Annotated in this window: 22 protein-coding genes; 6 read left to right on the top strand and 16 right to left on the bottom strand. The window is 44.2% G+C overall.

Annotated features, from left to right (window positions below; all coding sequences use genetic code 11):
• Positions 1-38: 38 nt before the first annotated feature.
• Together cydD and cydC are read left to right on the top strand one after the other, a co-directional pair.
• Entirely contained in the window at positions 39-1823 is a 1785-nt protein-coding gene (gene cydD, locus OW495_RS17570; protein ID WP_102512636.1) for a cysteine/glutathione ABC transporter permease/ATP-binding protein CydD, read from the top strand.
• The gene (gene cydC, locus OW495_RS17565; protein ID WP_102512637.1) at positions 1816-3537 is read left to right on the top strand and encodes a cysteine/glutathione ABC transporter ATP-binding protein/permease CydC; all 1722 of its coding nucleotides are present in this window, start codon (positions 1816-1818) and stop codon (positions 3535-3537) included. The genes cydD and cydC overlap by 8 nt, the downstream gene beginning before the upstream one ends.
• Before the next feature lie 212 nt (positions 3538-3749).
• Here cydC and OW495_RS17560 read toward each other — a convergent pair whose 3' ends face one another.
• The gene (locus tag OW495_RS17560; protein WP_102311464.1) at positions 3750-4526 is read right to left on the bottom strand and encodes an EAL domain-containing protein; all 777 of its coding nucleotides are present in this window, start codon (positions 4524-4526) and stop codon (positions 3750-3752) included.
• A 9-nt stretch (positions 4527-4535) separates the two neighbouring features.
• Positions 4536-4826 carry a hypothetical protein gene (locus tag OW495_RS17555; protein ID WP_065111134.1) on the bottom strand — a complete coding sequence of 97 codons (291 nt, stop codon included), beginning with the start codon at positions 4824-4826 and terminating at the stop codon, positions 4536-4538.
• Between the two features lie 257 nt (positions 4827-5083).
• Here OW495_RS17555 and OW495_RS17550 point away from each other — a divergent pair, with 257 nt between their 5' ends.
• The 3 genes from OW495_RS17550 to OW495_RS17540 all read left to right on the top strand — a co-directional run bounded on the left by OW495_RS17550 (position 5084) and on the right by OW495_RS17540 (position 8332).
• Positions 5084-5938: a winged helix-turn-helix domain-containing protein gene (locus OW495_RS17550; RefSeq protein ID WP_102512638.1), complete on the top strand. Its 855-nt coding sequence runs from the start codon at positions 5084-5086 to the stop codon at positions 5936-5938.
• A 156-nt stretch (positions 5939-6094) separates the two neighbouring features.
• On the top strand, positions 6095-6718 hold the full coding sequence (locus OW495_RS17545) for a redoxin family protein (protein ID WP_102512639.1): 624 nt from the start codon (positions 6095-6097) through the stop codon (positions 6716-6718).
• Positions 6719-6919: 201 nt separating this feature from the next.
• Positions 6920-8332: a hypothetical protein gene (locus OW495_RS17540; RefSeq protein ID WP_102512640.1), complete on the top strand. Its 1413-nt coding sequence runs from the start codon at positions 6920-6922 to the stop codon at positions 8330-8332.
• An 82-nt stretch (positions 8333-8414) separates the two neighbouring features.
• On the opposite strand, the gene OW495_RS17535 is transcribed toward OW495_RS17540, so the two are convergent.
• From OW495_RS17535 to OW495_RS17495, 9 genes are all read right to left on the bottom strand, one after another.
• On the bottom strand, positions 8415-10298 hold the full coding sequence (locus OW495_RS17535) for a methyl-accepting chemotaxis protein (RefSeq protein WP_017110946.1): 1884 nt from the start codon (positions 10296-10298) through the stop codon (positions 8415-8417).
• A gap of 323 nt (positions 10299-10621) precedes the next feature.
• Positions 10622-12193 (bottom strand): BCCT family transporter, encoded by a 1572-nt coding sequence (locus OW495_RS17530; RefSeq protein WP_099165416.1) that lies wholly within the window; start codon positions 12191-12193, stop codon positions 10622-10624.
• 272 nt (positions 12194-12465) lie between these two features.
• Complete coding sequence (locus tag OW495_RS17525) at positions 12466-14064, bottom strand: BCCT family transporter (RefSeq protein ID WP_289887588.1); 1599 nt, start codon at positions 14062-14064, stop codon at positions 12466-12468.
• 169 nt (positions 14065-14233) lie between these two features.
• Positions 14234-14872 carry a response regulator transcription factor gene (locus OW495_RS17520; protein ID WP_017110950.1) on the bottom strand — a complete coding sequence of 213 codons (639 nt, stop codon included), beginning with the start codon at positions 14870-14872 and terminating at the stop codon, positions 14234-14236.
• Complete coding sequence (locus tag OW495_RS17515) at positions 14865-16220, bottom strand: cache domain-containing protein (RefSeq protein WP_017110951.1); 1356 nt, start codon at positions 16218-16220, stop codon at positions 14865-14867. The genes OW495_RS17520 and OW495_RS17515 overlap by 8 nt, the downstream gene beginning before the upstream one ends.
• A 104-nt stretch (positions 16221-16324) precedes the next feature.
• Positions 16325-17608, bottom strand: a complete 1284-nt coding sequence (locus tag OW495_RS17510) for a TRAP transporter large permease subunit (protein ID WP_017078694.1) — start codon at positions 17606-17608, stop codon at positions 16325-16327.
• Between the two features lie 9 nt (positions 17609-17617).
• Positions 17618-18163, bottom strand: coding sequence for a TRAP transporter small permease subunit (locus OW495_RS17505; RefSeq protein WP_032500429.1), 546 nt, complete (start codon positions 18161-18163; stop codon positions 17618-17620).
• A gap of 300 nt (positions 18164-18463) precedes the next feature.
• A complete protein-coding gene (locus tag OW495_RS17500) occupies positions 18464-19558 on the bottom strand; it encodes a TRAP transporter substrate-binding protein (RefSeq protein WP_102296626.1) in 1095 nt (364 codons plus the stop codon).
• Between the two features lie 564 nt (positions 19559-20122).
• Entirely contained in the window at positions 20123-20515 is a 393-nt protein-coding gene (locus OW495_RS17495) for a hypothetical protein (protein ID WP_004733388.1), read from the bottom strand.
• A gap of 220 nt (positions 20516-20735) precedes the next feature.
• Between OW495_RS17495 and OW495_RS17490 the strand changes: the two genes are divergently transcribed.
• Positions 20736-21536 carry a DUF2982 domain-containing protein gene (locus OW495_RS17490; RefSeq protein WP_289887587.1) on the top strand — a complete coding sequence of 267 codons (801 nt, stop codon included), beginning with the start codon at positions 20736-20738 and terminating at the stop codon, positions 21534-21536.
• Positions 21537-21639: 103 nt separating this feature from the next.
• Here the strand turns inward: OW495_RS17490 and OW495_RS17485 are convergent, their stop codons facing one another.
• The 5 genes from OW495_RS17485 to OW495_RS17465 form a co-directional block, all read right to left on the bottom strand.
• Complete coding sequence (locus OW495_RS17485) at positions 21640-22293, bottom strand: MBL fold metallo-hydrolase (protein WP_289887586.1); 654 nt, start codon at positions 22291-22293, stop codon at positions 21640-21642.
• Between the two features lie 99 nt (positions 22294-22392).
• Positions 22393-22941, bottom strand: a complete 549-nt coding sequence (locus OW495_RS17480; protein ID WP_004733385.1) for a YcbK family protein — start codon at positions 22939-22941, stop codon at positions 22393-22395.
• Positions 22942-23140: 199 nt separating this feature from the next.
• Positions 23141-24679 (bottom strand): L,D-transpeptidase family protein, encoded by a 1539-nt coding sequence (locus OW495_RS17475; RefSeq protein ID WP_029223546.1) that lies wholly within the window; start codon positions 24677-24679, stop codon positions 23141-23143.
• Positions 24680-24760: 81 nt separating this feature from the next.
• Positions 24761-25849 (bottom strand): DUF1513 domain-containing protein, encoded by a 1089-nt coding sequence (locus OW495_RS17470; protein WP_102544012.1) that lies wholly within the window; start codon positions 25847-25849, stop codon positions 24761-24763.
• Positions 25839-26900 (bottom strand): imelysin family protein, encoded by a 1062-nt coding sequence (locus tag OW495_RS17465; RefSeq protein ID WP_289887585.1) that lies wholly within the window; start codon positions 26898-26900, stop codon positions 25839-25841. Before OW495_RS17465 ends, OW495_RS17470 begins: the two co-directional genes overlap by 11 nt.
• Positions 26901-26984: the final 84 nt, after the last annotated feature.

Genomic DNA, 26984 nt, shown 5'->3' with positions numbered 1-26984 from the left:
CGCCCTCAACAAATAATAATTATCATTAAGCCTTCATAATGGATAAGAAAAAACAACGCAGCTTGAACAAGTGGCTTAAGCAACAGAGTAAGTTAGCGAAACGCTGGCTTATGATTGCGATTAGCCTTGGCGTACTTTCAAGCGTGTTCTTAATTGCTCAAGCAGCTCTTCTCGCCTCTATTCTTCACCAGCTGATCATCGAAAATGTCGATAAATCTGAACTGGTTGGTCATTTCGCAGGCTTAGCATTCTCGGTCGTTGGCCGTGCTGGCTGTACATGGGGACGTGAAATCGCAGGTTATCGCTGTGGTGAACAAATCCGTGTCTACATAAGGCAACTCATCCTAGATAAATTACGTGAGTTAGGCCCTGCTTACATTAAAGGTAAACCTGCCGGTACGTGGGCAACGCTGCTGCTAGAACAAGTAGAAGACATGCAAGACTTCTTCTCTCGTTACCTGCCTCAGATGTCTCTGTCGGTAATGATTCCATTCATTATTTTGGTTGTGGTGTTCCCAGTAAACTGGGCAGCAGGACTGATCTTCTTGATTACTGCTCCACTGGTACCGATGTTCATGGCACTTGTTGGTATGAAAGCGGCCGATGCAAACCGTAAAAACTTCAAAGCGCTGCAGCGTCTTTCAGGTCATTTTTACGACCGTTTACAGTCAATGACGACTATCCGTCTATTTGATCGCACCAACGCTGAAACAGAGGTACTTAAAGGTGCATCTGAAGTGTTCAGAACGCGTACCATGGATGTGTTGAAAATCGCTTTCTTGTCTTCAGCGGTACTTGAGTTCTTCACGTCTATCTCTATCGCGATGACGGCTGTTTACTTTGGTTTCACCTACATCGGTGAACTGAACTTCGGCCACTACGGTGCAGGCATTACGCTATTCGCTGGTTTGTTTATCCTTATCTTAGCGCCAGAGTTTTACCAACCTCTGCGTGACTTAGGTACTTTCTACCATGCGAAACAACAAGCAGTTGGCGCAGCTGAAAGTATTGTCGAGTTCCTAGAAACAGACATCACTAAGGTTAAATCAGGCGACACTCAACTCGATCCGGCTCAAGGCATCAATATTGAAGCTACCGACCTAAAAGTGTTAAGCCCTGAAGGTGTTCAATTGGTTGGTCCTATCTCGTTCGCATTGAACACTCGCCAATCAACTGCGTTAGTTGGCCCAAGTGGTGCGGGTAAAACAAGTTTGATCAATGCCATTCTTGGTTTCATGCCTTATGAAGGAAGCTTGAAAATCAATGGCATTGAATTGCGTGACCTCGACTTGGCCTCTTGGCGTAAAACGATTAGTTGGGTTGGTCAAAACCCATTATTGTTGCACGGCAGCATTCGTGACAACGTCACTCTTGGTAAGCACGATATTGCTGACCAAGTTGTCGAGAATGCACTTGAGCAATCATTTGCTAGTGAGTTCGTTAACGAACACGGCTTGGATTACATGATTTCTGATCGCTCTGGCGGCCTGTCTGTTGGTCAATCTCAACGTTTGGCTTTGGCTCGCGCAATGATTCAAGATGGCCAGTTCTGGTTGTTAGATGAACCAACTGCCAGCCTAGATACTCGTAGTGAACAGTTAGTGATGAAAGGCATCAATAGCAATATTGAAAGCCGCACTGCCCTACTTGTGACGCACCAACTCGCTCCTCTTAAATCAGTCGATAATATTCTGGTGATGCGTGATGGTGGTCTGGTTGAACAAGGTCATTACTCTCAGCTTTCAACTGCGGGTGGTTTGTTCGAAGAGATGCTGAACGCGAACTTAGCTCAACAAGATAATAAGGGTAATTTAGATGCGTGATTTACTGCCTTACCTGAAACTCTATAAAAAGCATTGGTTTGGCCTATCGCTAGGCATGCTATTGGCTTTTGCTACTCTGTCAGCTTCTATCGGCTTGTTAACGCTATCGGGTTGGTTCATTTCAGCTTCTGCGGTTGCAGGCCTTACGATTGCGCGTGAAACCTTCAACTACATGCTACCGGGTGGTGGTGTACGTGGTTTGGCAATGAGCCGTACTGCGGGTCGTTGGGGTGAACGTGTTGTCAGCCACAATGCGACATTCAAACTATTAACTGATCTGCGTATCTTCTTCTTCAAGAAGCTGGCTCCGCTGATCCCAGGTCGTATCTCAAACCTTCGTGACGCAGACTTACTCAACCGTTTAGTTGCTGATGTAGACGCCATGGATCACGTGTACTTACGTTTAGTAAGCCCAGTGACGGTTGGTGTGTTCGGGATTTTCTTCCTGACTCTGTTCTTGATGTGGTTCGATAGCTCGCTTGGTTTGATCTTGGGTTCTATCCTTCTGATCATGCTGTTGGTTTGGCCAATCTTGTTTTACAAATTGGGCAAGCGTAACGGCGGTGAACTGACACAAAACAAAGCTGATCTTCGTGTGACTACACTAGATTGGATTGAAGGCTACAGCGAACTGACTCTATTCGGTGCAGAAGAACGTTACCGCAATGCGATTCTAGAGACTCAACGAAAGTTGATGGCGAATCAGTTTGTGAATGCCAACCTAACCGGTATGGCGTCAGCAGCACTGATGCTGTTCAACGGTTTGACGCTGGTTCTTATGCTTTGGCTTGCGGCTGATGGCGTGGGTGGTAATGCACCAGACCCGTTCATCGCGCTAATGGCATTCGCAACTATGGCAAGCTTCGAGCTATTAATGCCAATTGCAGGTGCGTTCCAGCATTTAGGTCAAACTCTGTCTTCTGCTCGTCGCTTGAACGAAGTTATTCTGTCGGAGCCTGAAGTTCAGTTTGCTGAAGAGAAACTCGACATCAACAAGCCGCTGGATATTACGTTCTCAAACGTGACATTCAACTACCCTGACTCTGAGCGTAGTGTTCTGAACGCTGTTGACCTAACGATTCCTGCAACGAACAAGGTTGCGATTGTGGGTCAAACGGGTTCTGGTAAATCGACTCTGATTCAGCTTCTGACTCGCTACTGGGATCCTAAAAAGGGCTACATCTCTATCGCGGGCATTGAACTGACGCAGTGGAACGAATCACAGCTTCGTGAATCAATCAGTGTGGTAAGCCAGCGTGTCGATATTCTAAATGGCACTTTGCGTGACAACTTGTTGATTGCAAGACCAGAAGCGACCGATGATCACTTAGCGAATATCCTAAAAGACGTTGGCCTAGAGAAGCTGCTTGAGAATAACGCGCTTGATAGCTGGTTAGGTGACGGTGGTCGTCAACTGTCTGGTGGTGAGAAGCGTCGTATTGGTATCGCACGTGCCATTCTTCATGATGCCCCTATCCTGCTTCTCGATGAGCCAACAGAAGGCTTAGATAAGCAAACAGAACACAGCATCATGGCACTGTTCGAGAAGCACTTTGAAGGCAAGACGGTTATCTTCATTACGCACCGCTTGATTGGTCTGGAATCGATGGATTCGATCGTTCTGATTGAACAAGGCGAGATTGTTGAAAACGGCTCTCATGAGAAACTGTTAAGCGAAGAAGGACGTTATTTCCAACTTCGTCAGGCAATCTAGTTAGCCTGCTTTCACAGCTTAAGTAAATCATTCAAAGCCCGAGTTTATACTCGGGCTTTTTATTGCCCGTCATCTTTGATTTTCTCTGAACACCGCAATCCATCAATCCGAATTTATAACTCTCATTCGGTTATTAATATCGGAGTTAATGCCCAAAGCGACATTCAAATCATAAGGTTTGGCGAAGAAGGCGAAGGGTAAAATAAGAATGATTACTCAAGCTTATTCGTTGGGTATGACTTGGGAAAATCTAAATAATAGCCTTGGTAGTAATCTGCACCGTATCGAGCTGCCGTTTTGAGGTTGTCGCTGTTTTCGATACCTTCGAATATGACTTTAATGCCTTGTAAACTCGTTATTGTATCGAGCTCTGCAAGGAGGTTGTTTTCTTTCAATTCGTTCAGGCCAAATTCAATCAACATTTCCCGACTTACTTTGATGTAGTTAGGTTGTACCACCGCCATACGGCTATAGCCTGACCAACCAGTTCCAAAATCGTCTAACGCGAAAGATATACCTATGCTCTTTAGATAGGCCGTACCTTTATGTAAGCTTTCAATATCCGCCAGAGGACAATAATCCTCTACGATTTCAACAACAATCTGGCTCAAGTCCACTTGCTCTTGTTTGATCAGTGGAAGGTACAGATTGTCTAAGTCTTGCTCATGTGCGAAATATTTGAAAAAACAGGGAGTCAGATTCAGAAATAATTTGGTTTCTCGATCATAAATATTCGAGTTTCTAAAATTCCTCAAATGCATAATGTTCAGGAAAAACTTGAATCTAAACTCCGCCTTTTCGCCAAAGTCTTCGAGTATCTTGAAAAACTTTTTTATGTCGACGCGCTCTCCTTGCATCTCAATACGGCAAAGCGCTTCGTACCCAAACACCGTTTGACTGTCGTGATTGATGGATTGAAATACGCTGTGTACTTGATACCCAAGCACTGTCATCTCATATCGATGGTTGTCTGTGTTCCACTCAAGCATAGGGCGATCTCACTTAGGTTGATTTGTGTTACACAACAACTTCATCGAATCCAATAATATCGCTTCCGCTTCTTCTAACTCCATATTTTGAGCAAACACCACTTCCGCCGCTACCAACTCTTTAATGTGATCCATCAAGGTTTGTCGATCGCCCTCAGAGATGTTTTTGCTGCGTAGGTTACACAATCGAATCAACAGGCTTATCACATCCAACCCTTGTGATTCGACACAAGCTAGTTGTTTATACTCTTCAATACCATCCAAGGTATTCGTAACACATTCTTTAGAAACGACTTTCATTCCTACTCCAAAACAAGCAACGCTACTGATTATCCCTCTAACTGGTGATCTTCTATCCATGAATTAGCCGTTGATACTACGTAGACAAAACCTAAATCACCTCATGCAAAAATAACGAAAAACACACCAAATCTACATTCCACATATTTTTCAAACGAACCTGATTTTTGATGGCTAAAACTAGGAAAAAAAATAGAATCGACGGCAAATAGGTTAAGCGCAATAACGACGACAATAATTAATTTTTGAGAAATAGAATGGATAACGATAATTCACTAGTAATTAATGACGAGTTACATATCAACCTAAGCGATCGTTCAATCACCAATATAGAAAACAACACCTTAATCAAATTAAGGCCAAAACCTTTTCTTGTTTTACTTTATCTAGATACTCATCGTGGCCGTTGTATTAGTAAGGATGAACTTTTTTCCGAGTGTTGGAATGGTGCTATCGTATCCGATCAATCACTCACGAATACAATCAGTACACTAAGGAAAGCACTCAATACGATTGGAATCGTCAATATTAAGCTGACAACCATCAGTAAAGCTGGCTATTTACTGGAAGATACAACCACGGATGAACAAGCCGATGAGTTAGGTCAGCTCAGAATAGAAAATCACGACTCGGCTGATTGCCAAACTCAAGAATTACAGTTCTCCGAAAAGCAGAATGCTAACAAAGACGTTTCGCCCGAACGCGACAAAAAGTATGCACGCCCAAAAAAGTTAATGATGCTAATGCTCGGCATTACTTCTCTATCGTTAATAAGAGGTTGCTACAACACGAACAGCATTGACAAGAGCATGAATCAACGTTCGGTATCAACTGAAAACATTTCATACAACCTTGTCGATTATACTGAAACCATAGATCTTGAAACTATTGAGGGAATAATAAGATTAAACTCATACAAAAACTGTAAGGCTAGCCATATTGATATCACGATAACTCAAAACAAAAATGGCATCTTCGAAACGGATTTTTCGATCATCTACAAAAATAAAGCGCGTAACTATTTACAGTCATACAAGGTAAGGAGTGACAGCTCCGAAGTTCGCATCGTACAGCTATCGAGAATACTTAGCTTATGCAAGCTCTCGTTTTAAATAGGTGTTATTTCTCCCTTATCCGTTGATATAAATGAATTAAATATTTTAGTTTGGTTTTCATTATCTATTTGTTTGAACAAAACCTTAAGGATCTAGCTAGAGTGCGCTCGGCTTAAACACAGGGCCGAATCAAACAAATTCAAGAGACTAAACATGAAAAAAACGCTAACTACGCTAGCTGCACTAATACTTACAATGACAACAACAGTTACCGCTGCGGACTACCTAACCACCAGCGAGACGGCTCCGACAGGCAAAGACAACACACTGACCCTGTTCCACGACACAACACTCAATCTAGTTGGTAACAATTTGGCTGTGGGTGATGACCTACCTTCGGTCACATTGATGACTAACCAAAATCAACCATACGACACCACGGCAAAAACAGACAAAGTTCGTATCTTTAGCGTTTTAGCATCCGTTGATACACCGGTATGTGACCAGCAAGCACAGGATCTATCTAACTTTGTAGAAGCGAACCCTGCATTAACAAATAACATTGAATTCATCGGTTTAAGTGCAGATACAACGTTCGCTCTAGATCGATTCAAGAAAGAGAAAGGCATTACCGACAAGCTCACTTTGCTTTCAGATGCAAAAGACCACGTATTTGGATTTGAGTCAGGCACGCAAATCAGCGAACTTGGCTTACTTGCTCGTACGACTTTCGTTGTCGACAAAAACAATAAAATTATTCATATTCAGCGAGTTCCGGAACTCACTATGGTTCCAGATCTGAACAAAGCGATTGAAGTAGCGAAAGAGCACTTTTAAACACTGCTCTTCAGTGGGCTGGCTGAGGCTGGCCCACTTAACCCTCTCTAGAGCAAAACATCGAACAATTGATAGAGATAATCAATTATCACGAGTTCATTTGTAAGCATTACCAATACACAACTTACAAAAGCTTACTAAGAGGCAATACCATTTCTTGTAACATGCAGGCTTTATTGCTTGCAGATAACTTGGTTCCCTATGGTATACAAACTCACTATTCCAACTCTTGTTCTGACTACGATGCTCACTGCGTGCGGTGGTGGCAGTAGCGGTGGCAAGACCGCTAACGCCTCAAAGGGTGTCATCGACGCATCAAGCGCAAGCTCCGTTGTTACCTTAGGGAGCAACTATTCTCTGCACTTGAGTGTTAAGTCGATTACCCCAGGTACGGACAAAAACGTGAACATTGATATTACTCAGTATGGTAATACACAGAAAGCGAACGGCAGTTTCGCGCAAGTTCACGGTATTCCTGAGCGCAATTATAAAACCCAAAGCGATGCAGATATCACCTTCTCCGTCACGGCAACAAACTCATCAGGCAAAACGTTCGACGTCGAAAACTTCAATATTTATTACGAAGACTTTAGATCAACAACAACACCTGAAGACCTTGCTATTGCTGAAGTTGAGAACAATATAAACAACGTTGTTTTATGGAAAAAAGATGACACCGTGCCCATCAATAAGCAATTCATTCTTGATGCTACTGGTGTCAAATTTAACATCGACCAAATGAGACCAATGAACCTCTATGTTCGAGTTGGTAGCACTTTGAGCAATGGGATTCAATTTGTTCCATCTTTCGCTCAAAGTAACTCCGAGACATTCGCCCGAGTCTCAACAAATGACTGTTCAGTTATCTCCAACACGACTGGTGACCTGCTCGCGAAAGGCATCAAACAACGCACATGCGTAGAAGCACACGGTTATAAGATCCCATTGTTGATTGAAGATAAAGCTGTAAACAATTCGGAAGCAAAGGTCGCGCATGTTAAGAACATCATGCAGTATTACCTTGATAGCTTCCCCGCTGAAGTGACTAAGGCAATTTACGACAGCAAGGCGACCATGGGTTTCTTTTACGATGAAGATTGGTCTGACAGAGATGGTGGTGACTTCTTAGATGAGAATTACCGTTTCCAAGATCTGTTCGCGACTGAAACTACAGACACGACAACAGGCGAGAACAAGCCGGACTTGGCAATGAAAAGAGACGCCGCGTTTGAAGAAATCATCCACTTTGTACACGATTACGGTGTGATGAATTTAGCGGTTCAGTCACCTTCATCAAAATGGGGCGTGATGCAAAAAGAGTTAGATGAACTGAATGAGAAAGCGATTCTTTCGGGCTCTTACTTTCCTAACGGCCAAGACTCGACGATTGTTGAAGCTGATCTAGACGCAGAGTCGTACGACCAAGAATACCTAGCCTACTCTCTTTATGCCTACTACGACCTCAACTTTAAGGGTTACAACGCGCAAGAGTTAAGCTCAGCGACGTTCACAGAGCTGCAAGCTAACGACCCTGAGATGGTTAAATTTATGGAGCAGTACTTCCCTACTCGCGCAGCACTTAAAGCTAAATTCCTAGGCTACCCGAACAACTAGTTTGGATTCATACCTCTAACTAGCACGCACAAAAAAGCCGAATGTGATAATCACATTCGGCTTTTAAATAACAAGTTAGCGCTTACAGCTTGAAGCGGCTAATTTCGCTTTCTAGCTCGTGAGACAGTTCAGACAGCTGCGCTGCTTGCTCTGCCGCTTGGTGTGCTTCGTCTGCTAGCTCGTTAGACACGTCACGGATTCCCTCAGTGTTACGAGTAATCTCAGACGTTACTGATGCTTGCTCTTCTGCAGCAGAAGCAATCTGTGTTGCCATGTCGCTAATGCGTTCAACGGCAGCATGAATTTGCGTTAGGCTTGCAGCCGCTGAGTTAGCGTCATCAACACTGGTTTCAGCAAGCGTACGGCTATCATTCATGATGTTAACCGCTTTGCCTGTAGTACCTTGCAGCAATTCGATAGTTTGTTGAATCTCTTGCGTTGAACCGTGTGTACGTTGGCTCAGAACACGAACTTCATCAGCAACAACCGCAAAGCCACGACCTTGCTCACCCGCACGTGCAGCTTCAATAGCGGCGTTTAGTGCAAGTAGGTTCGTTTGTTCAGCGATACCTTGAATGTTCGACAAAATAGCGTTGATGCTGTTGCCGTGCTCTTCAAGCTCAAGAATCACGTTCGTTGCGATTTGAACTTCTTGAGCAAGGTTTTGGATTGAGCTTTGAGTCTGTGTCACTTGACCAGTACCGTGCTCACACGCACCAACCGCTTCAGATGAGTTCTGTGCAGTGTGGTCAGCGTTACCCGCGATTTCTTGTGTTGCTGCAGCCATTTCGTTAACGGCTGTTGCGACCATGTTGATTTCGTCTTGTTGCATCTGGATGCGAGCACTACGCTCTTCAGCTTGTGATGCCGTTTGACGCGCTTGGTTACCCAACGCAGCAGACACTTCACTTAGCTTAATAACCATAGTGTGCATGTTGCCCACGAAACGGTTGAAGTTTGCAGCTAACTGACCAATCTCGTCATCGCTTTTAGGCTCAAGACGTTGAGTAAGATCACCTTCACCTGAAGCAATTTCTTCAAGTGCAGCAGAAACACGGTTTAGGTCGCGGAATAGGAAGCTCACTAACCAAGAAACTAATACGATCACGATAAGCGTAATTACAACAGCCGTCATGATTAGCTGAGTAAGCAGTGTTGAGTGGTTCGCTTCTTCAGTCGCTCGGTCCATCTGAACCGCGAAGATCCAGTTAGTGTTAGGAACTTTAGTGAAGTAAAGCAGCTTCTCAGCGCCACGCTCTTTGATGATCTCGATGCTACCAGTACGCACTGCGTTCTCAATGATAGGCATAGAGATGTCATTTGAAAGCTGGCTTACCGGCTTAAGGCTCAATGCTGAATCTGGGTGTGCTAGGAATGTGCCGTCAGAGGCATCAATTAGCATCGCGTTTGCGTTGTCACCAACATCTAGGCTGATTACATCGTTAACCAATTGATCGATCAGTACGTCTGCACCTACTACACCAACAAGTTTGCCGTTATGACGCACAGGTTCTGCAATTGTTACTAGCAATGCTTTAGTGATCGCATCTTGGTAAGCAGTCGTGATGATTTGCTTACCCGCTGCGTTTGCTTCTTGGTACCAAGGACGTTGACGAGGATCGTAACCTGCGCGATTACGTTCAGGATGTGAACGGTACATTCCGCCTTCTGGAGTACCTAAAAAGATATCGTCAAAACCACCCGCTACACGAGCTTGTTTAAGGAAAGGAACAACATCATCCTCTCGTGAAAAGTCATTAAATGCTGATGCGATATCGGTACGGATATCAATCCAGTTTTTAATACCTTCAGATGCTGCTTCTGATACGCTTTCAGCTCGTAGGTATACGCCATTACGAGTCTGTTCAAATAATTGGTTTGCTGACAACCAAGTCAACGCTGTAGCCATAACGACAACAGCAGATAGGCTAGCACCTATCAACTTCTGCTTTAGTGTTAGTTTCATGTCAAAGTTTCACGAGTGGTGGGAAATCTCGCGCATACTACCCAATATCAGTATTAAATTCGAGCGATTTCACAATTTAATATTGGAATATATTTTTATGTAAACCATGGCCTTAGCTTATGCCAATTCCTTGGCTTTTCGCCAAATTCACGGCGCTATTAAGTGTATGGTTATTAGAAAATATGTCAGCTTCAATACGGTAAAATAGGTATTGGAATAGATAGAAAAATAGATGTAAAAAAGGCAGGAGAGTTTCCTCACCTGCCTTCTTATTATTTAGCATTCGACCGTCTATAAATCGCGGTCAACTTTAGCTTTAAAGGTTAGCGTTTTTCTGTACGCATACCCATTAGCAAGCTCACACACATCAGTAATAGAATGATGGTGAATGGCAATGCTGTCGAGATAGCACCTGCTTGCAGAGCTTGTACTGCTTCTGTACCGCCAACCCACAATAGAGCCACAGCGATCGCACCTTCAAGGAACGCCCAGAACACACGTTGAGGCACTGGCGTATCAACTTTACCACCTGCGGTGATGCTGTCGATTACTAGAGAGCCTGAGTCAGACGATGTAATGAAGAATACTAGAACCAAGATAACCGCAATGATTGATAGCAACGTACCGAACGGTAGAGCATCAAACATCTGGAACATCGCTAGTGATACATCAGTCAAACCATCTTGACCAAGAATACCCACGTTATTCACGATTTGGTCAATCGCCATGCCGCCAAATACTGACATCCAAATGATAGTAACAGTCGTTGGAACAATCAGAACCGCTGTGATGAACTCACGAACAGTACGACCTTTAGAAACACGAGCGATAAACATACCTACGAATGGTGACCATGAAATCCACCAAGCCCAGTAGAATACCGTCCAACCGTGCATCCACGCTTCATCTTCACGACCATGAGGGTTACTCAGCGGAATGATGTTTTCAACGTATGCCATAAAGGTTGTTGGGATAGAACCTAAACTCACCGCATAGCCAATTAGAGCCACTAAGATAAGCAGTAGGAAAGCAACCAACATGTTGATGTTACTGATAACTTTAACGCCACCATCAATACCGCGAAGCACTGATACGACCGCTAATAAGGTTACTACGGTAATAACAACAACTTGTAGCCCTAAGCCAGCCTCGATTCCGAAGACATGTTGGATACCACTTGCTGCTTGTTGCGCACCTAAGCCCAGCGACGTCGCCAAACCAAACAGCGTTGCAAGAACCGCTAGAATATCAACAATGTGACCAGCCCAACCCCACGCTCTATCACCCAAGATTGGGTAGAAAATAGAACGAATAGAAAGAGGCAAACCTTTATTGTAAGAGAAGAAAGCAAGTGACAACGCTACAACACCATAAATAGCCCAAGGGTGCAGTCCCCAGTGATACATGGTTGCACCTAGTGCTAGCTTAGCCGCTTCTGGTGTATTCGCTTCAACACCTAACGGAGTCTCATACAAACCGGTGTAATATGCTGCTGGCTCTGCCACACTCCAGAACATCAAGCCGATACCCATACCTGCGGCAAACAGCATCGATAGCCAAGACATAAAAGAATAATCTGCGGTTGCATCAACGCCACCAAGGCGGATTTTACCGTATGGCGAAACAATCAGGCCTAAACAGAAAATAACAAAGATGTTACCAGACCAGATGAACAACCAATCAAACGAGTTGATGATTTGGCCTTTAACACCATCAAGTGCTGCTTTTGCTGATGCGGTATCTGTAATAAGAATACCGATCAAAAACAAAGTAATTAGGCCTGCGCTAATACCAAATACAGGGTTATGAACATCAAAGCCCCATTTTTGGACGTTATCTTGACCGACAGTGTAATCCGTACTGTCGATACTGTATTTATCTATACCTTTAGTCATTATCCCTCTCTACGGAATACTAATACGGTCTGTTGACCTCATATCCCTTACTTACCTGCGACTTAATTACAAACTCGAACCTACAATCCAAGTAGTACAAGTTGTTGTCACAATAATTCAAATACTTGGATGTCTGAAGTTTAGCAGGTTAACTTATTGTTTTCAGTAAACCTGAATCAGTTCGATGGGTTTTCATCCAATATTCACGTAATTACTCAAATTGCTGGCGAAAAAAAAGGCCGAACAAGTCGGCCGTTGTTTCAATAATACTTTTAACTCAAAGCATTTTGGTGCTTAACCAATTGATTTTCAGTTCGTAAACCAAGCAATAAGCTTAGGCACATAAGCAATAATATGAATGCAAATGGCAGCGCCATAGAGACCGTTCCAGCTTGTAGTGCTTGAATAGATTCCGTGCCACCAACCCACAGTAGAACCGCTGCAATTGCACCGCCCATCAACGCCCAAAATACACGTTGTGGTACTGGCGCATCGACTTTACCGCCCGAGGTGATGCTATCGATAACTAACGAACCTGAATCCGAAGAAGTGATGAAGAACACCATAATCAGACCAATCGAAACGACTGAAAGCACAGAGCTCATTGGCAGCGCATCATAAGTGTGGAAAAGAGAAAGTGTAATATCTTGCAGACCATTGACACCGATCTCGCCCACCTTGTTCGCCACTTGATCAATCGCGATGCCACCGAAAATAGCCATCCAGATGATGATTACAGTCGTTGGGATGAACAATACAGCAACGATGAATTCACGAATCGTACGACCTTTAGAGATACGAGCGATGAACATGCCTACGAATGGAGACCAAGACATCCACCACGCCCAGTAGAATACTGTCCAACCTTGCATCCACGTTTCATCGTCACGACCATGAGGATTACTTAAAGGAATGAAGTTTTCAATGTAGCCCATCAATGCCGTTGGGATAGCTTTAATGCCCGCCATGCCACCAGCGATGGTAACGAAGATAAGTAAGCCCAAAGCAACCAGCATGTTCACATTACTCAGAAGCTTTACGCCACCGTTGATACCACGAACCACTGACATTGTTGCTAAGAAAGTAACCACTGCGATAACAATCAGCTGCATGCCAATACCGCCATCGGTACCAAATACATGGTTAATACCACTGGTAGCTTGTTGAGCACCTAAGCCCAATGAAGTTGCAAGGCCAAATAGCGTTGCAAGCACAGCGACGATATCAACGATATGACCAAACCAACCCCAAGTTCTATCACCCAAGATAGGGTAGAAAATAGAGCGGATTGATAGAGGTAAACCTTTATTGAAGGTGAAGAAGGCAAGCGCTAGAGCAACAACCGCGTAAATCGCCCAACCGTGAAGACCCCAGTTGTAGATGGTTGCACCAAGAGCCAACTTCGCCGCTTCAGGAGAGTAAGCTTCAACACCTAATGGCGTTTCATACCAGCCTGTGAAGTAAGCCACTGGCTCAGCCACACCCCAGAACATTAAACCAATACCCATTCCCGCGGCGAATAACATCGACATCCAAGATAGGTTTGAGTGCTCTGCTTTGGCATCATTGCCACCAATACGTATCTTGCCATACGGGGAGACAATGAGGGCAAAACAGAAAATTACGAAGATGTTTGCTGCCCACATGAAGAAACCATCGAAGTTACCGATGACTTTCCATTTAATTCCATCAAGTGCTGATTTTGCGGTTTCAGGGTCTGCGACTAAAAGTGCGACTAGGAAGAGAATAATCGCTCCAGCGCTGATTCCAAATACTGGGTTATGAACATCAAAACCCCATTTCTGAACGTTATCTTGTCCTACTGTATAATCGGTATTATCAATACTATACCTATCTTTTACAGGCTCCATGCTTCCTCTCTAATTTGTAGCGCACAGTTTGCAACATTGCATTCGGCGCTTAAATTTCGAAAAGAAGAATATCAACCTGTCGCAAAAATACTAAAAAAACCTCCAAAAAGTAGGCATAAATGGCAAAGTTAGTAATTCAATTACACTTTTCATGTAATTTAGCGTAAGATCAGTCCACAAGCCCCAAATTGATAGCATACTTAGCCAACTCTGCAGTTGAGTGAATATCAAGCTTATGCTTAATGTTTTGTCTGTGTGTTTCTACCGTTCGGTAACTGATATTTAATCCCTTCGCGATCTCTTTACTGCTCTCCCCTTTTGCCACCAATTTCAACACCGCTTCTTCACGTCTGCTCAATGGATTCTTGACAGATTGAGTCGGAGTAATCGGTTGAGTAAACAAATTCTGCGTCACTTTTTCACAGAAATAGGTCGAGCCTTGATTGACCGTTTTGATCGCCTGCACCATTTTTTCAGCGGAAATCTCTTTCAACATATAGCCGACTGCGCCCGACTGCATCACCTTCATGATGTATTCACGGTTGTTATGCATGGTCAGCATCAGCACCTTCGCATCAGGGTCTTCTTCTTTAATCAGGTGGGTGGCGTCAATGCCGTTCATAATAGGCATGCTAATGTCCATCAAGACCACATCGGGACGTAAAGACTTAACAACCTCTACCGCTTCTAAACCATTACTGGCGGTACCTATCACACAAATATCTGGCTCGAGTTCCAATCTCGCCATAAAGCCATCCAGTACCACTTGGTGATCGTCAGCGATCACAACTCGAATAACTTCACTCATTCATTAATCCCTCTAGTGTCAGTAACACTGTAATTTCCGTTCCGAGGCCAATCTCACTCATCAGTTCAAAATCACCACCGATGAACTCCACTCGCTCTCTCATATTACGCAGACCGATCCCTCGTTTTTCCATCGCTTTATAAGTGTTGAAACCGACACCGTCGTCTTGGATCAGCAGTTGCAATACATTGCCAATTTGCTGCGCGATAACCGTCACTTTGGTCGCTTGTGCGTGCTTTTCTATGTTGTTCAAAGATTCTTGCACCACTCGATACAAGGTCGTTGCGGCTTCTGATTTGAGCTTGCCGGGTTGAGTGCTGAACAAAGTCTCGACCTCAATACCCGAGTGAGCCTGAAAATCCAACAACAACGAAGACAATGCCGCTTCTAAGCCGATATCATCCAGTGAACTTGGGCGAAGTTGATGGGAGATGTGCCTCACCTCTTCGATTGCCCGCATCAGTGAATGCTGCGACTTATTCAAGTGCGCCTTGAGATCTTCATTTTGTAACTTATTACCAAGCAGTTCTAAATGGCAACGACTTGATACTAATAATTGATTAATACCGTCATGTAGCTCTCGCGCTAAATGCTTCTTCTCGTCTTCCTGAAACATCACCGTTTTATGGGCGAGCTCTTTTAAGTTGTTATCCGCGATTCGATGCTCGTGCATGTTGATGGCTAAGGTCAACACGATGATCACCGCCACGGTCACGCTTAAAATGACCACAATGGAAAAGAACGTGGTTTCAATATTTTTGTTGATCGCGGCCTGCATCGAAGCCACTTCTTGATGCACGTCTTCAATATACAAACCCGTGCCAATCATCCAATCCCAACGTTCTAACCAAGCCGCATAGCTCAGCTTAGAGACCACTTCGCCGGTTGAAGGCTTTTGCCACAGGTATTGGTGAAACCCTCCTCCGGTTTGCGCTTCTTTCAACAACGCTTCGATTAGGAAATCGCCATCTTCATCTTGCAGTTGAAGTAGGTTTTGCCCTATCAACTCTGGCTGAATTGGATGAACCAAATTGGTTCCGTGGCGATCATATGCAAAGAAGTAACCGTCAGAGCCATACCTAAGTTTAGACAATATGGTTCGAACTTCTCTTTTGGCTTGGGCTTCTTGGATATCGGGATCGTTGTAGATATGTTCGATGGCATCAAATGCGAGATCGACGGTGTCTTTGAGGGCGTTTTCACGCGACTTGATTAAGCTGTCTCTGAAGATCTCGACCTCTTTCGCACCCAACGTCTTGGTTTGATGCAACGAGATCCAACTAATGCTCGCCGTTACTAGCAGCAACGGGAGTAACGTCAGCAAAATCAGCTTAGCTTTTAGAGGCATTCCTTTCCCTCACAAAAAACGGCTTACTGAACATCAATAAGCCGTTTTACTTTATCAATTTATAGATAGCCGTTGAAACATATCATTCACATTCTAGGCTTCACTCACATTCCATAGAAAGATGGGAAAGCGAGAAGTGATCCAAGTACGAGGATTTGAATCAGAATGAACGGCATCACGCCTCGGTAGATGTCCTTTGTGGTGACGCCTTTCGGTGCTACCCCTTTCAAATAGAACAAACTGAAGCCAAATGGCGGCGTTAAGAATGAGGTTTGCAGGTTCATTGCAATAAGGATAGCAAACCAAGTCATGTTGATGCCCATCAATTCAGCCACTGGCGCAATGATTGGGACTATGATGAAACAGATCTCTACGAAGTCGATGAAGAAACCCAAAATCAAAATAACCAACATGGTGATGATCAAGAAGCCCCACTTCTCACCTGGCAGCTGCAACATCCACTCTTCAACCAGATAATCACCGCCCGTGTAAGTGAACGCCATCGAGAATGCCGTCGCACCAAGCAAGATAGCAAAGACCATCGCGGTCACTTTAACGGTCTCTTTCGACGCAGCAAACACCATCGACCAACTAAATTGACCGTATAACAGTGCAAGAACCAATGCACCTGCACCACCTAGCGCTGCCGACTCGGTCGGAGTTGCCACACCAGCAAAGATAGAGCCCAGTACAACAATGATCAGCGCTAAAGGTGGAAGAATCGCTTTAAGCGCATTAAACACTTCTTGCTTACGGCTAATAGAATCATCACGCTCAATAGGTTGAGCCGATTCAGGGTTGAGCTTTGCGTATATCAAGATATAAACAATGTAAGCACCCACTAGCATTACGCCCGGCCAAATTGCCGCTTGGAACAAGTCCCCAACCGGTACACCCAATACATCACCTAATAAAATCAGGACGATGGATGGCGGAATGATTTGCCCTAACGTACCAGATGCACAGATGGTGCCGCAGGCTAAGCCTTTGTCGTAGTTGTACTTGAGCATAACAGGCAGAGAGATAAGCCCCATTGCCACCACAGAAGCACCCACTACACCCGTTGATGCGGCAAGTAGTGAGCCCACCAGCACGGTCGAGATAGCAATACCACCTCGAACACCACCAAACAATCGACCCATTGACTCAAGTAACTGCTCAGCAAGCTTGGTCTTTTGTAGAACAAGCCCCATGAAAACGAACAATGGAACGGCCATCAGCACCGTATTTTCCATGATCGATTGAATTCGATATGGCATGAAGGCGAACATTTCGATGCCTTCAGCCCAAACACCAAAGATTAACGCGATACCACCAAAGGTGAACGCAACCGGGAAGCCAAGTAAAAGTGCAAACAAGGCTACGAAAAACATTACTATTCCAATCATGTTCAGCCTCTACTTATTCTTTGTATGAGTATTGTTTGCATGGATAAGGTGTGGATTAAAGATCTTGTTCAGTGAATGCAGGATTAAACCGACGCCACTGAGTGCCATTAAGAAGAACGACAGCGGGATCATGGCTTTGATGATCCAGCGATATGGCAAGCCACCCGGGTCACCTGAGGTTTCGCCAAGGTTATAACTTTCTTTCGCAACATCGATTCCAAACCAAGCCACTAGCAAACAAAAAGGAAGCAGGAAGACAACGGTACCTATTAGGTCAATAATCGCTTGTGCCTTGAAACTGAGTTGTTCGTAAAAAACATCAACTCGTACGTGGCCACCCGCTTTGATGGCATAAGGAACACCTAGCAAGAATACGGCTGAGAAAAGGTGCCATTCCATCTCTTGGAAGGCGATAGACACATCGTTAAAGGCATATCGCATCACAACGTCATACACAACGTTCGCAACAAGAAGGATAAACAACATACTGGAAAGCCATCCCAGTGCATCACCGATACGATTAAATAGGCGTTCAATATAAATTAGACTTCGCATTCCCGACTCCATGGAATTTGAAAAGACATCGCGCAGTAAAACGAGTAACAACGAAAACTAAAACGAGTACCACTCATAAAACGATTCAGTTTCTTATTAGCTACACGCACGACGTAGAAAGGGTTCTTAGACGTATTACAGGATTTATCCTGCTTAATTATTATGGTTAAAATGAACCCGCTGCTTATCTGCTTATCTGCTTATCTGCATAGATACTCAGATACTTAAGCCCTTAGGCACAAGTGATGTAACAGTGCGTTTGCTTTGGGTTCATTTAACTTTTAGGTCAACCGCTGTTGACTATTTCGCTTGGCTATTTAAATAAGCTCTGTGTGAAATATCCGTCCATGAACGCACTTGCTCTAGGTAGCTTGCTTGTGAAGCTTGGATTTCTTTTGCCAGTGCATCTTTCTCAGCATGTGCCGCAAGTAGGCGATCGTTCGCTTCTTTCAGTGCCGACATGACTTCTGGTGGGAAATCTTTCACTTGAACGTCTGGGTATTCTGTTTTCATTGAAACCCAGTTTTTGCCGCTTTCATGCGTTGCTTGTGTATACATGTCGTAAGCCGCTGTACGCATTGCAACACGCAAGATTTCTTGTAGATCTTCAGGCAGCTTGTTCCAAGTACGTTTGTTTACTAGGAATTGAAGCTCTGAACCCGGCTCATGCCAACCTGTGTAGTAGTAAGGCGCGATCTTGTGGAAACCCATTCGTAAATCAAGAGATGGACCCACCCACTCTAGTGCATCGATCGTGCGACGCTCTAGAGACGTGTAAAGCTCACCTGGGGCAATATTGGTAGGTTTAGCGCCTAGCTCCGCTAGAATCTCACCAGCAAAGCCAGGGATACGCATTTTCAGACCTTGTAGGTCTTCAACGCTGTTGATCTCTTTTTGAAACCAACCGCCCATCTGGATATCCGTGTTACCACCTGGGAATGACATTAAGTTGTGTGGAGAGTAAACCTGCTCCATCAACTCCATACCACCACCGTGATAGAACCACGCGTATTGTTCTGCAGGCGTCATACCGAAAGGCATAGAAGTGAAGTAAAGAGTGTTTGGAACTTTACCTTTCCAGTAATAAGAGCCTGAGTGACCCATGTCGTATTGACCAGACTTAACCATGTCAAAAACGCCAAGTGGTGCTTTATGTTTGTTTGCTGAATCGATTCTGATTTGCAGTCGACCATTCGACATTTTTTCAGCCATCGCAGCCATGTTCTTCGTCGCGTCACCGAATACAGGGAAGTTTGGTCCCCATGTTTCCGCCAGCTTCAAGCGATAAACCTTATCAGCAGCAGTTGCACCAGTAGCGACCAAAGCTAAACAAGCCGCTGCAGTTATCGCAACGTTTTTAAAAACTCGTGTGAGGGAGTTAGAAATGAGACTCATGTTCACGTCCTTTTGTTGGGTTAACACTCTTTCTTTGAGTATTTTTTATGATTCAACATAAGAGTGCACCTTGATGAGGCAACTAGATATCAGGGAGAGCACGCACGACGGACCCACACAAACTGCGTATTAGACCAAAGGATTACGTAGAACTACGTAGGAGATAATTGAGCAATGTCGATTTTAAAGGACTTAGATTATTCACCTGAAGAATACTTGTTGATAAATACCTAAGTATTAATAATTAAACATCGTTAACAATTGATTGCCATCTCGTGATGGAGACCTATTTCATTATGCACCAAATATGCACCCAAGCGCATTAATCTATAAAAATCAAGGTTTCAGAGAATCAGACGCCCTACTTTGGGGCTTAATAAATATTGGAATGAAGAAGCTGGAAACTAGAGAAGAAAAAGAAGAAAGAAGATGTAATCCAGACCACGAGCTAAAAGGCACAAGATGAAGTATTTACCGTCAACCACAGATCAAACGTCAGACATAAAAAAAGCCTCGATAATCGAGGCTTAAAAACTTTAACGAAGCGAATATAATCCCGCGGGATTAGATAGCTTTGTAGATAACCTTGTTACCTGCAAGTTGCTCTTTCGCTACTAGGTTTTCTTCAAGAAGTTTTTTCAATGCGCCTGTTGCCCATGAAGCTGCTTTCGCGTCTTCTTGACCAGCTGCTAGGCCGATACCTTTAGGGTTAATGCCTTCAGCATTGCTAACAACGATGTCTAGAACTTGTTGTTGCTTAGGAGTCAGTGCTACTGCAACTTCTTTTGTTGCTGCTACTGCTTTCTCTACCGCTGGTTTTGCTGCTACAGTTTTTTCTGCTACAACTTTCTCTGCGACAGGCTTCGCTTTTTTCGGCGTTGCCACTGCTTTAACTACAGCCGCTTTAGTGCGTTTCTGCAGTTTAGCCTGCACCTTACGCTTATGAGCAAGTCTCATTGAATATTTCTCCAGTTCACTGCTCTTTTCGCAGTGGTGAAAATTTGAAGCGCGATTTATACCAAAAAACGGGAGCTATTTGTAGAGTGAAGCGTCGAAAGTCGACGAAAAATACCGATATTGTCTACTACCGTCTATTATTTAAACATAGACTTATCAATTTAGGGTCATATACACTGGTTATCCATCCAGACAAAAATATGAAAACTTGGTGTTGCCTATGGACACTCGTCACCTTACAAATTTCTCTTTGCCTGCATTTACGCAATCATATCGAATTATTGCCATCATTTTAGGATTCGCTTGTCTAATCATGGCGTTATACATTGATAACTCAAAATTACTGATCGTGGGTGCATTTTGTATTAGCGCGCTTTTGGGCACGGGCTATTATTTGATGCTTCGTAGCAGAGTGATGTTCACACTCACCCCCACTCACTTTCAACAGCATTTTTATAAAGGTGGCTGGGTTTTAAAGTGGAGCAATATTGAAAAGATTGGCATGTGTACCTACGAACAAGAGGGGTGGCATCAACCTCTCCCTTGGGTGGGCATTAAAATGAAAGATTACTCGCCCTACCTTGACTCTATCTGCCCCAAAATAACCTGCGAATTATTGCTGAGCCAGCGAGCACTTTTGTATCTGGGCGCCAAGCAAGCGGGTAAAGAATCACACTTTGAAGATATGGTGCTCGACTCATCGCATTACCATGCACGTTGCACAGAAAGCGGCTGTGTTGAATTGAGCCAATATAAAGAGTCAGAGAATATCGACGACGATAACGTCAGTGATTACCAGCCACAGACTGCCCTTGATTCAACCATTGAATCGAACACTCAAAACGCGTTGATTAAAGATTATTCAGGGTTACAGGCGATGCTTGCGAATAGAATGAAATATCAAAGAGGATTTCACGGCTACGATATTTTCATATCAACCCATGATCTGAATATCAGTGGAGAGGAGTTTATTGGACTGGCTCGACGCTACTTGGCAGCGGCTGAGCGTCTTTCTGATTAAAAATAAACAAGTTTAGAAATAAACTCGCTCGCAATAAAAAAGCCTAGCTTTCATAAGAAAAGCTAAGCTTCATTTTCAATCGTTCTTCTATTAAATCAGAGACCTAGTACAGAGGCATTTCATCCGCTACGAACGGGTTTGATGCGCGCTCACGACCAAATGTAGATTCAGGACCATGACCCGGTACGAATGTCACGTCACTGCCTAGTGGCCAAAGCTTAGTCTTGATTGAAGAGATAAGCGTGTTGAAATCACCTTGAGGGAAATCCGTACGACCAATAGCACCGTTAAATAAAACGTCACCAACAAACGCCATGCGCGCTTGCTCGCTGAATAGCACGACGTGACCCGGCGTATGGCCCGGTGTATGAATCACATCAATCACCTGGTTACCAAAAGTGACTTTGTCGCCCTCTTCTAACCAAGTATTCGGTTCAAAAGCTTTGCACAGCGGGAAACCAAACATCTGGCTTTGGTTCTCTAAACCTTGAAGCCAAAAGTTGTCTGCCTTATGTGGGCCAACAATGTTCACGTTCAAGATTTCAGCAAGCGGTACTGTTCCGCCAACATGGTCTAGGTGACCGTGAGTCAATACCAAGTTCACCACTTTAACACCTAACTCTTCGATGATAGCAGCCAGTTGCTGAACATCACCGCCTGGATCGACAACGACGCCTTCCATTGTCTCATCACACCACACAATTGAGCAGTTTTGAGAGAAAGAGGTAACAGGGACAACTTGATACTTAAGAGACATATACAAACCTTAGAGGGCAAACTGAAATTTGGGCAAACTATGACATTGGATGTCTACTTTGACAAGTACCAAGCATCCGCTCGCAAATTCAGCTTAACACTACCAACTACGTACTGGACCAGTATCAATATGGATAAAGTTGCTACGCGCATAATAACCGACACCACCCGCGTTCAGGCTTTTGGCTACGTCTCTTAATTCTTTTAGGTTAACACCATCAATACGGAAATCGATCGCTTTACCTAACATGTGGTAGCTCTTCTTGGCTACGCCACTCGACTTTGAGCGCAGTGCTTCATTGGTCGCTGGAGAACGGTAACCAGAGATGATTTGAACTTCTTTTTGAATGCCCAGTACATTTTGAATCTGAGTGATCTGATCAAACAGGTTCTTATCCATTGGATGAATCTCATTGCGGCGGAAGTCACGGCACAGTTTGCTTAGACGAGCCATTTCATCACCAACATAGTTAGTACCATCAAAATAACAGGTCTCTAATCGTTCACCGGTGTGAAGGTTGTTCATGCTAATCGTTCTTGGTTGATCAGGGTATGAAGCAAAAGCGATAGAAGGAGTGATTGAGGCGACAACAGCGGTACCACCAGCGTAAGTCAGAAACTGACGGCGTGAAAATAAACTTTGAGACATACAGCAAAAAAACCAATTAGATCGAACGAAAAATGCACGATACATAATGGAAATTGCTGCGTCAACGTACAAAAACCACCCAAAAGGTTAGTATTTGTAACCTTTGCACGGTTAGTTATTGATCCACATTATAATTTTATCAATAAAAGCTTGGTTGTCATTTTTTGGTCAAGATCACCCTTATTGGCTTCACTGATGGTTAACCACCCTCTTTATCATATTGGTAGATGTCACCACGATACTGTATGCCCCCTTCTTCAAACAGCACGGTTTGATAGATGATATGCACGGGGATTCGCTTCTTGAGGCGAACCTTAGTATTAGGAGCAAGGTCGTTACTTTGGTTAGGGACTTTCCTTACCTTAGTGGCAAACAACAATTCAGCCAATTCCTCGGCATGTTCGACACGTATACAACCTGAACTATAAGCTCGGAAGTCATCATTAAACAGGCCTTTACTTGGTGTATCGTGCAGGTAGATCGCTCGCTTGTTGGGTGTGTTGAACTTGTACAAACCTAGTGCATTACGTGAGCCCGCCTGTTGACGCATTCGATATGGGAACGAATTGAAATTGATGGTCTGCCAATCAATATCTGTGGTGTCGACGGTTTCCATGGTGCGCCAACCATCAATAACTTGGAAGTTGTGTGTTTCTAGGTAGCTTTCGTCCGCTTTTACTTTAGGCAAGATGTCTTTCACCATGATTTTCCATGGTACGTTCCAAGTTGGATTTAGGATGACCGAATCTAGGTTTATCTCTAAAAGCGGTGTTTTTCGCGACTTTCTACCCACTACGACTTTGGATTCAAATACCTCTTCACCATCTTCCCAATACTTCATATCAAAACTAGGGACATTGACTACGATGAGAGAGTCCCTGTCTCTTGGCCACAAACGAACACGTTCAGCATTCAGAGCTAATGACGTCAATCGATCATCAAAGCTCATGTTGATCCATTTGATCGTATTTGGCCCGACGATCCCATCAGCCGTAAGGCCGTGCATATGTTGGAAGGATTTAATTGCTGTTTGCAGATCTCGATCGAACTCTGGGAAATCAACCGCGATCATCGAGGTATCAACACCGACCAAAGCAATACGTTCAACGAGAGTCGCCTTGTCTGAAAGCGGGTCACCCAATCGCTTCAAACCTTTCTGTCTATAACGTTCAATATTGAGTTCAGAAGCGGTTTCTAGCACGGAATAGGTCGCCTTGAATTGGTCAAAATCCCCAACAGGCGGCGCATAGGACAATACCATCTCTAATAAGTAATCGTTGGTGACACTGCTTTTCAATCTCATCAGAATATGTGGAGAAGGCGCAGGTAATTTAGAATGCAGCTTGCCCGAGAAATACCACTCTTTACCGGCAAGTGGTGCATTCTCAATATAGCTTAGGTAATAGATAAAGGTGTCGGTTAACAAGATATCCAATTCTTGCCATTGACCACGAGATTGATACTGGCGGATTTGTTTTAACTGACGATCAAAAAGAGGCGCCATTTGTGCTTGTTCTAAAAGCGACAATTGGAATTCAAACGCCTTAACAAGTTCAGGCGAATCCCAAAGAATTGGAAGAGAAGAGTCTTGATAAATGCTCTGGGTAAGCTCTGGATAAATCAGCATAAAAGATAGCTCTGAATCAGCCGGAATAAATCGGCTCTCGTCAGAACTCGTATAGCCCCATGCATGCACAGAAACTAACACCAATAATCCACAGAAGTATTTCGCTAACATGCTTAACCCCGTCACCAATCATCTCATAAGTATGGCAAAGAAATAGGAGTAAGCATGTTATTTTTTAAGGAGTTTTATGAACTAGATTGCACTCCAGTGGTTATCCCACTGAACCGATGATTGCTGACTGGATTTCTCATAAGGTTTGCGTTGGCTCACCACACTGCCCGCTCCAGAGCTGAGTCGAAATTCACCATCAAGCAGCACGGCACCAGAAGCATCAGACAGCGCAGAGAGTTCTACCAATTCTTTGGTTTCTTTAGACCAAATACCGTAGCAGTTGCCTCTTGGCGAAGTCGCAATAATCCAATCATCTGACGCCGCAATACTGGCGATATAGTGATTAAATCTTGCCCATTGCTCTGGTTCCGCATTCAGTGATTCAAACTGTCCACCTTTAGTATGCATCGCCAACAGCGAAGGATACTCATCCGGCTCGCCACGATATTGCTGACCACAAAGTACAGTTTCAGCACCATCATGGGCTAAGTGTCGAATGCTCAGCTTCTTATCCAACAATTCAACCTGATCAAGCAGCGCACCTTCAGGAGAAACATAACTCAAGCTCGGCAGCATCGAATCGAGGTTTTTCGGTGTTCTACCATCAGTATGAACGCCACCAACGCCGATCGCGAGATTACCATCCGGCATGATGATCACTTCATGAGGCCCAATACCAAAACCGCTGAATTCCTCGACCTTACGATAACCTTGTGCGACATCGTAAACGCCAATCACACCTTGGCTGCTGTCCGTTTTCCCTTCAGTGGCATATAGTAACTTGCCATCTAATGAGTAAACGCCATGACCATAGAAGTGGCGATTGTTACCTTTCACGACCATCTTTATCTGCTGACCATTTTTATAGTCAAACACCATAAAATAGTCACCAGGACGACGAGCAAAAACCGCCGCATGTGATGATGTTGGGCAAATAGCAACACCGTGACCACGAGCGGGAATCGGCAATTGACTCAATGGCATTCCATATTCGTCAGCCACAACTGCTGAATATTGGCCACGACCATTAAGCGCACAACCAATCAACTGGGGATCGTTCGACGCACTCGCCCCATCCTTTCGACTCGCACAGCCAAATGGAAGCACAGGAACAGCTGCACAACCCAGTGCAGCCTTGAGTAGCGTTCTTCGCGTAGTATCAGTCACCATCGGTAGCATTAAATCCTATTACCACGCCAAGCTCTATCGCCACTTCTTCATGAATCAGGTACTTCAAACGTTCTAGTTTGTTGTATTGAGTCAACACATCTCGGTAGCCCTCTTTGCTCTGCAATAACTCAAACAAGCTTGAGTCTGTAGGCCAAGTATCTAGCGTCAATGTGAACTGGTCAGCAACGCGGTCAGCAAGGTCGTTTAAGCCCTTCTCTCTTAACAAGCCATCAAGACCATTGCCATCAGCCAGATAAAGCTTTTGAAGTGCTGCTACATTCGCTTTTAGTTGAGTCATCGAAGTTTGTGCACGCCATGATTCTGAGAAGTAAGGACGCGGATGACCGATTTTCGCCATCGGACGACTCAGCTTTTTCATGCTGTAATCAAGTTGGTTGGTCAATAAAGCGATGTATTCAGACTCCCAACGAGTGTCGTCTAACGCTAACCAAGGGTTAACCTGCCATGCCTGTGCAATCGAAGATGACTTGATCGCTAGGTTTTCAGTAATCGCTTGCGACGATTGGCAACCTAACGCTTTGTCTTGAAGCAATGGTGATTGCTCGTCATAAAGCGACCACTCTAACGCGCCTAGCCCTTGCACTGTCACACTCTGCTGAGCAATTTCGTCTTGAGACCAAACTTTATCTTGCTGAGTCAGCTGGCGCATTTTTAGGCCTGTGGTGTTCTTTTTGTCTGGCCAGAATTGAACATTCCAGCTCTCTTCAAGCGCCGCTGTTGGACCTCTTTCTTGGCCTTGCAGTGCCATCCAACTGTTCATGGTGAGCTGCCACTGATTTTTCAAGGTATCTAACTCAACATCATTGGTTTGGCAGTAGCCCTGCATCAAGACTTCTAGCTCATTGGCTTGCTTGGCGAATAGAACGGCTGAATCAAACTCTTGTTGATAAACACTACGACTGATGTGATCGGTCGTGTCTGCTTGATAAGACACACCGTTAACCTCAGATGAAGCGGCTTGCTCACCCGATGATTGGCAGCCTGCCATGATTAATACCGACAAAGGCATTAACAAAAATTTATGTGTCATGCTGTTACCTTACTTCCTAATTTTTCTTTTAATTATATGAGTTCATTAAATACGAAACGACCGCTGACCTCGTATTCCTACAAG

The sequence above is a fragment of the Vibrio sp. 14N.309.X.WAT.E.F5 genome (assembly GCF_030397615.1).
Classification (GTDB): Bacteria; Pseudomonadota; Gammaproteobacteria; order Enterobacterales; family Vibrionaceae; genus Vibrio; species Vibrio lentus.
Note: the sequence above shows the minus strand (reverse complement) of the source record. Positions and strands in the feature narration are given on the sequence as shown.

Excerpts from the sequence above, each read along its gene's own strand:
- cydC (WP_102512637.1), top strand. The coding sequence starts at position 1,816 with ATGCGTGATTTACTGCCTTACCTGAAACTCTATAAAAAGCATTGGTTT.
- OW495_RS17465 (WP_289887585.1), bottom strand. The coding sequence starts at position 26,900 with ATGACACATAAATTTTTGTTAATGCCTTTGTCGGTATTAATCATGGCA.
- OW495_RS17475 (WP_029223546.1), bottom strand. The coding sequence starts at position 24,679 with ATGTTAGCGAAATACTTCTGTGGATTATTGGTGTTAGTTTCTGTGCAT.
- OW495_RS17505 (WP_032500429.1), bottom strand. The coding sequence starts at position 18,163 with ATGCGAAGTCTAATTTATATTGAACGCCTATTTAATCGTATCGGTGAT.
- OW495_RS17495 (WP_004733388.1), bottom strand. The coding sequence starts at position 20,515 with ATGAGACTTGCTCATAAGCGTAAGGTGCAGGCTAAACTGCAGAAACGC.
- OW495_RS17555 (WP_065111134.1), bottom strand. The coding sequence starts at position 4,826 with ATGAAAGTCGTTTCTAAAGAATGTGTTACGAATACCTTGGATGGTATT.
- cydD (WP_102512636.1), top strand. The coding sequence starts at position 39 with ATGGATAAGAAAAAACAACGCAGCTTGAACAAGTGGCTTAAGCAACAG.
- OW495_RS17510 (WP_017078694.1), bottom strand. The coding sequence starts at position 17,608 with ATGATTGGAATAGTAATGTTTTTCGTAGCCTTGTTTGCACTTTTACTT.
- OW495_RS17515 (WP_017110951.1), bottom strand. The coding sequence starts at position 16,220 with ATGCCTCTAAAAGCTAAGCTGATTTTGCTGACGTTACTCCCGTTGCTG.
- OW495_RS17540 (WP_102512640.1), top strand. The coding sequence starts at position 6,920 with ATGGTATACAAACTCACTATTCCAACTCTTGTTCTGACTACGATGCTC.
- OW495_RS17535 (WP_017110946.1), bottom strand. The coding sequence starts at position 10,298 with ATGAAACTAACACTAAAGCAGAAGTTGATAGGTGCTAGCCTATCTGCT.
- OW495_RS17560 (WP_102311464.1), bottom strand. The coding sequence starts at position 4,526 with ATGCTTGAGTGGAACACAGACAACCATCGATATGAGATGACAGTGCTT.
- OW495_RS17545 (WP_102512639.1), top strand. The coding sequence starts at position 6,095 with ATGAAAAAAACGCTAACTACGCTAGCTGCACTAATACTTACAATGACA.
- OW495_RS17550 (WP_102512638.1), top strand. The coding sequence starts at position 5,084 with ATGGATAACGATAATTCACTAGTAATTAATGACGAGTTACATATCAAC.
- OW495_RS17485 (WP_289887586.1), bottom strand. The coding sequence starts at position 22,293 with ATGTCTCTTAAGTATCAAGTTGTCCCTGTTACCTCTTTCTCTCAAAAC.
- OW495_RS17530 (WP_099165416.1), bottom strand. The coding sequence starts at position 12,193 with ATGACTAAAGGTATAGATAAATACAGTATCGACAGTACGGATTACACT.
- OW495_RS17470 (WP_102544012.1), bottom strand. The coding sequence starts at position 25,849 with ATGGTGACTGATACTACGCGAAGAACGCTACTCAAGGCTGCACTGGGT.
- OW495_RS17525 (WP_289887588.1), bottom strand. The coding sequence starts at position 14,064 with ATGGAGCCTGTAAAAGATAGGTATAGTATTGATAATACCGATTATACA.
- OW495_RS17520 (WP_017110950.1), bottom strand. The coding sequence starts at position 14,872 with ATGAGTGAAGTTATTCGAGTTGTGATCGCTGACGATCACCAAGTGGTA.
- OW495_RS17490 (WP_289887587.1), top strand. The coding sequence starts at position 20,736 with ATGGACACTCGTCACCTTACAAATTTCTCTTTGCCTGCATTTACGCAA.
- OW495_RS17480 (WP_004733385.1), bottom strand. The coding sequence starts at position 22,941 with ATGTCTCAAAGTTTATTTTCACGCCGTCAGTTTCTGACTTACGCTGGT.
- OW495_RS17500 (WP_102296626.1), bottom strand. The coding sequence starts at position 19,558 with ATGAGTCTCATTTCTAACTCCCTCACACGAGTTTTTAAAAACGTTGCG.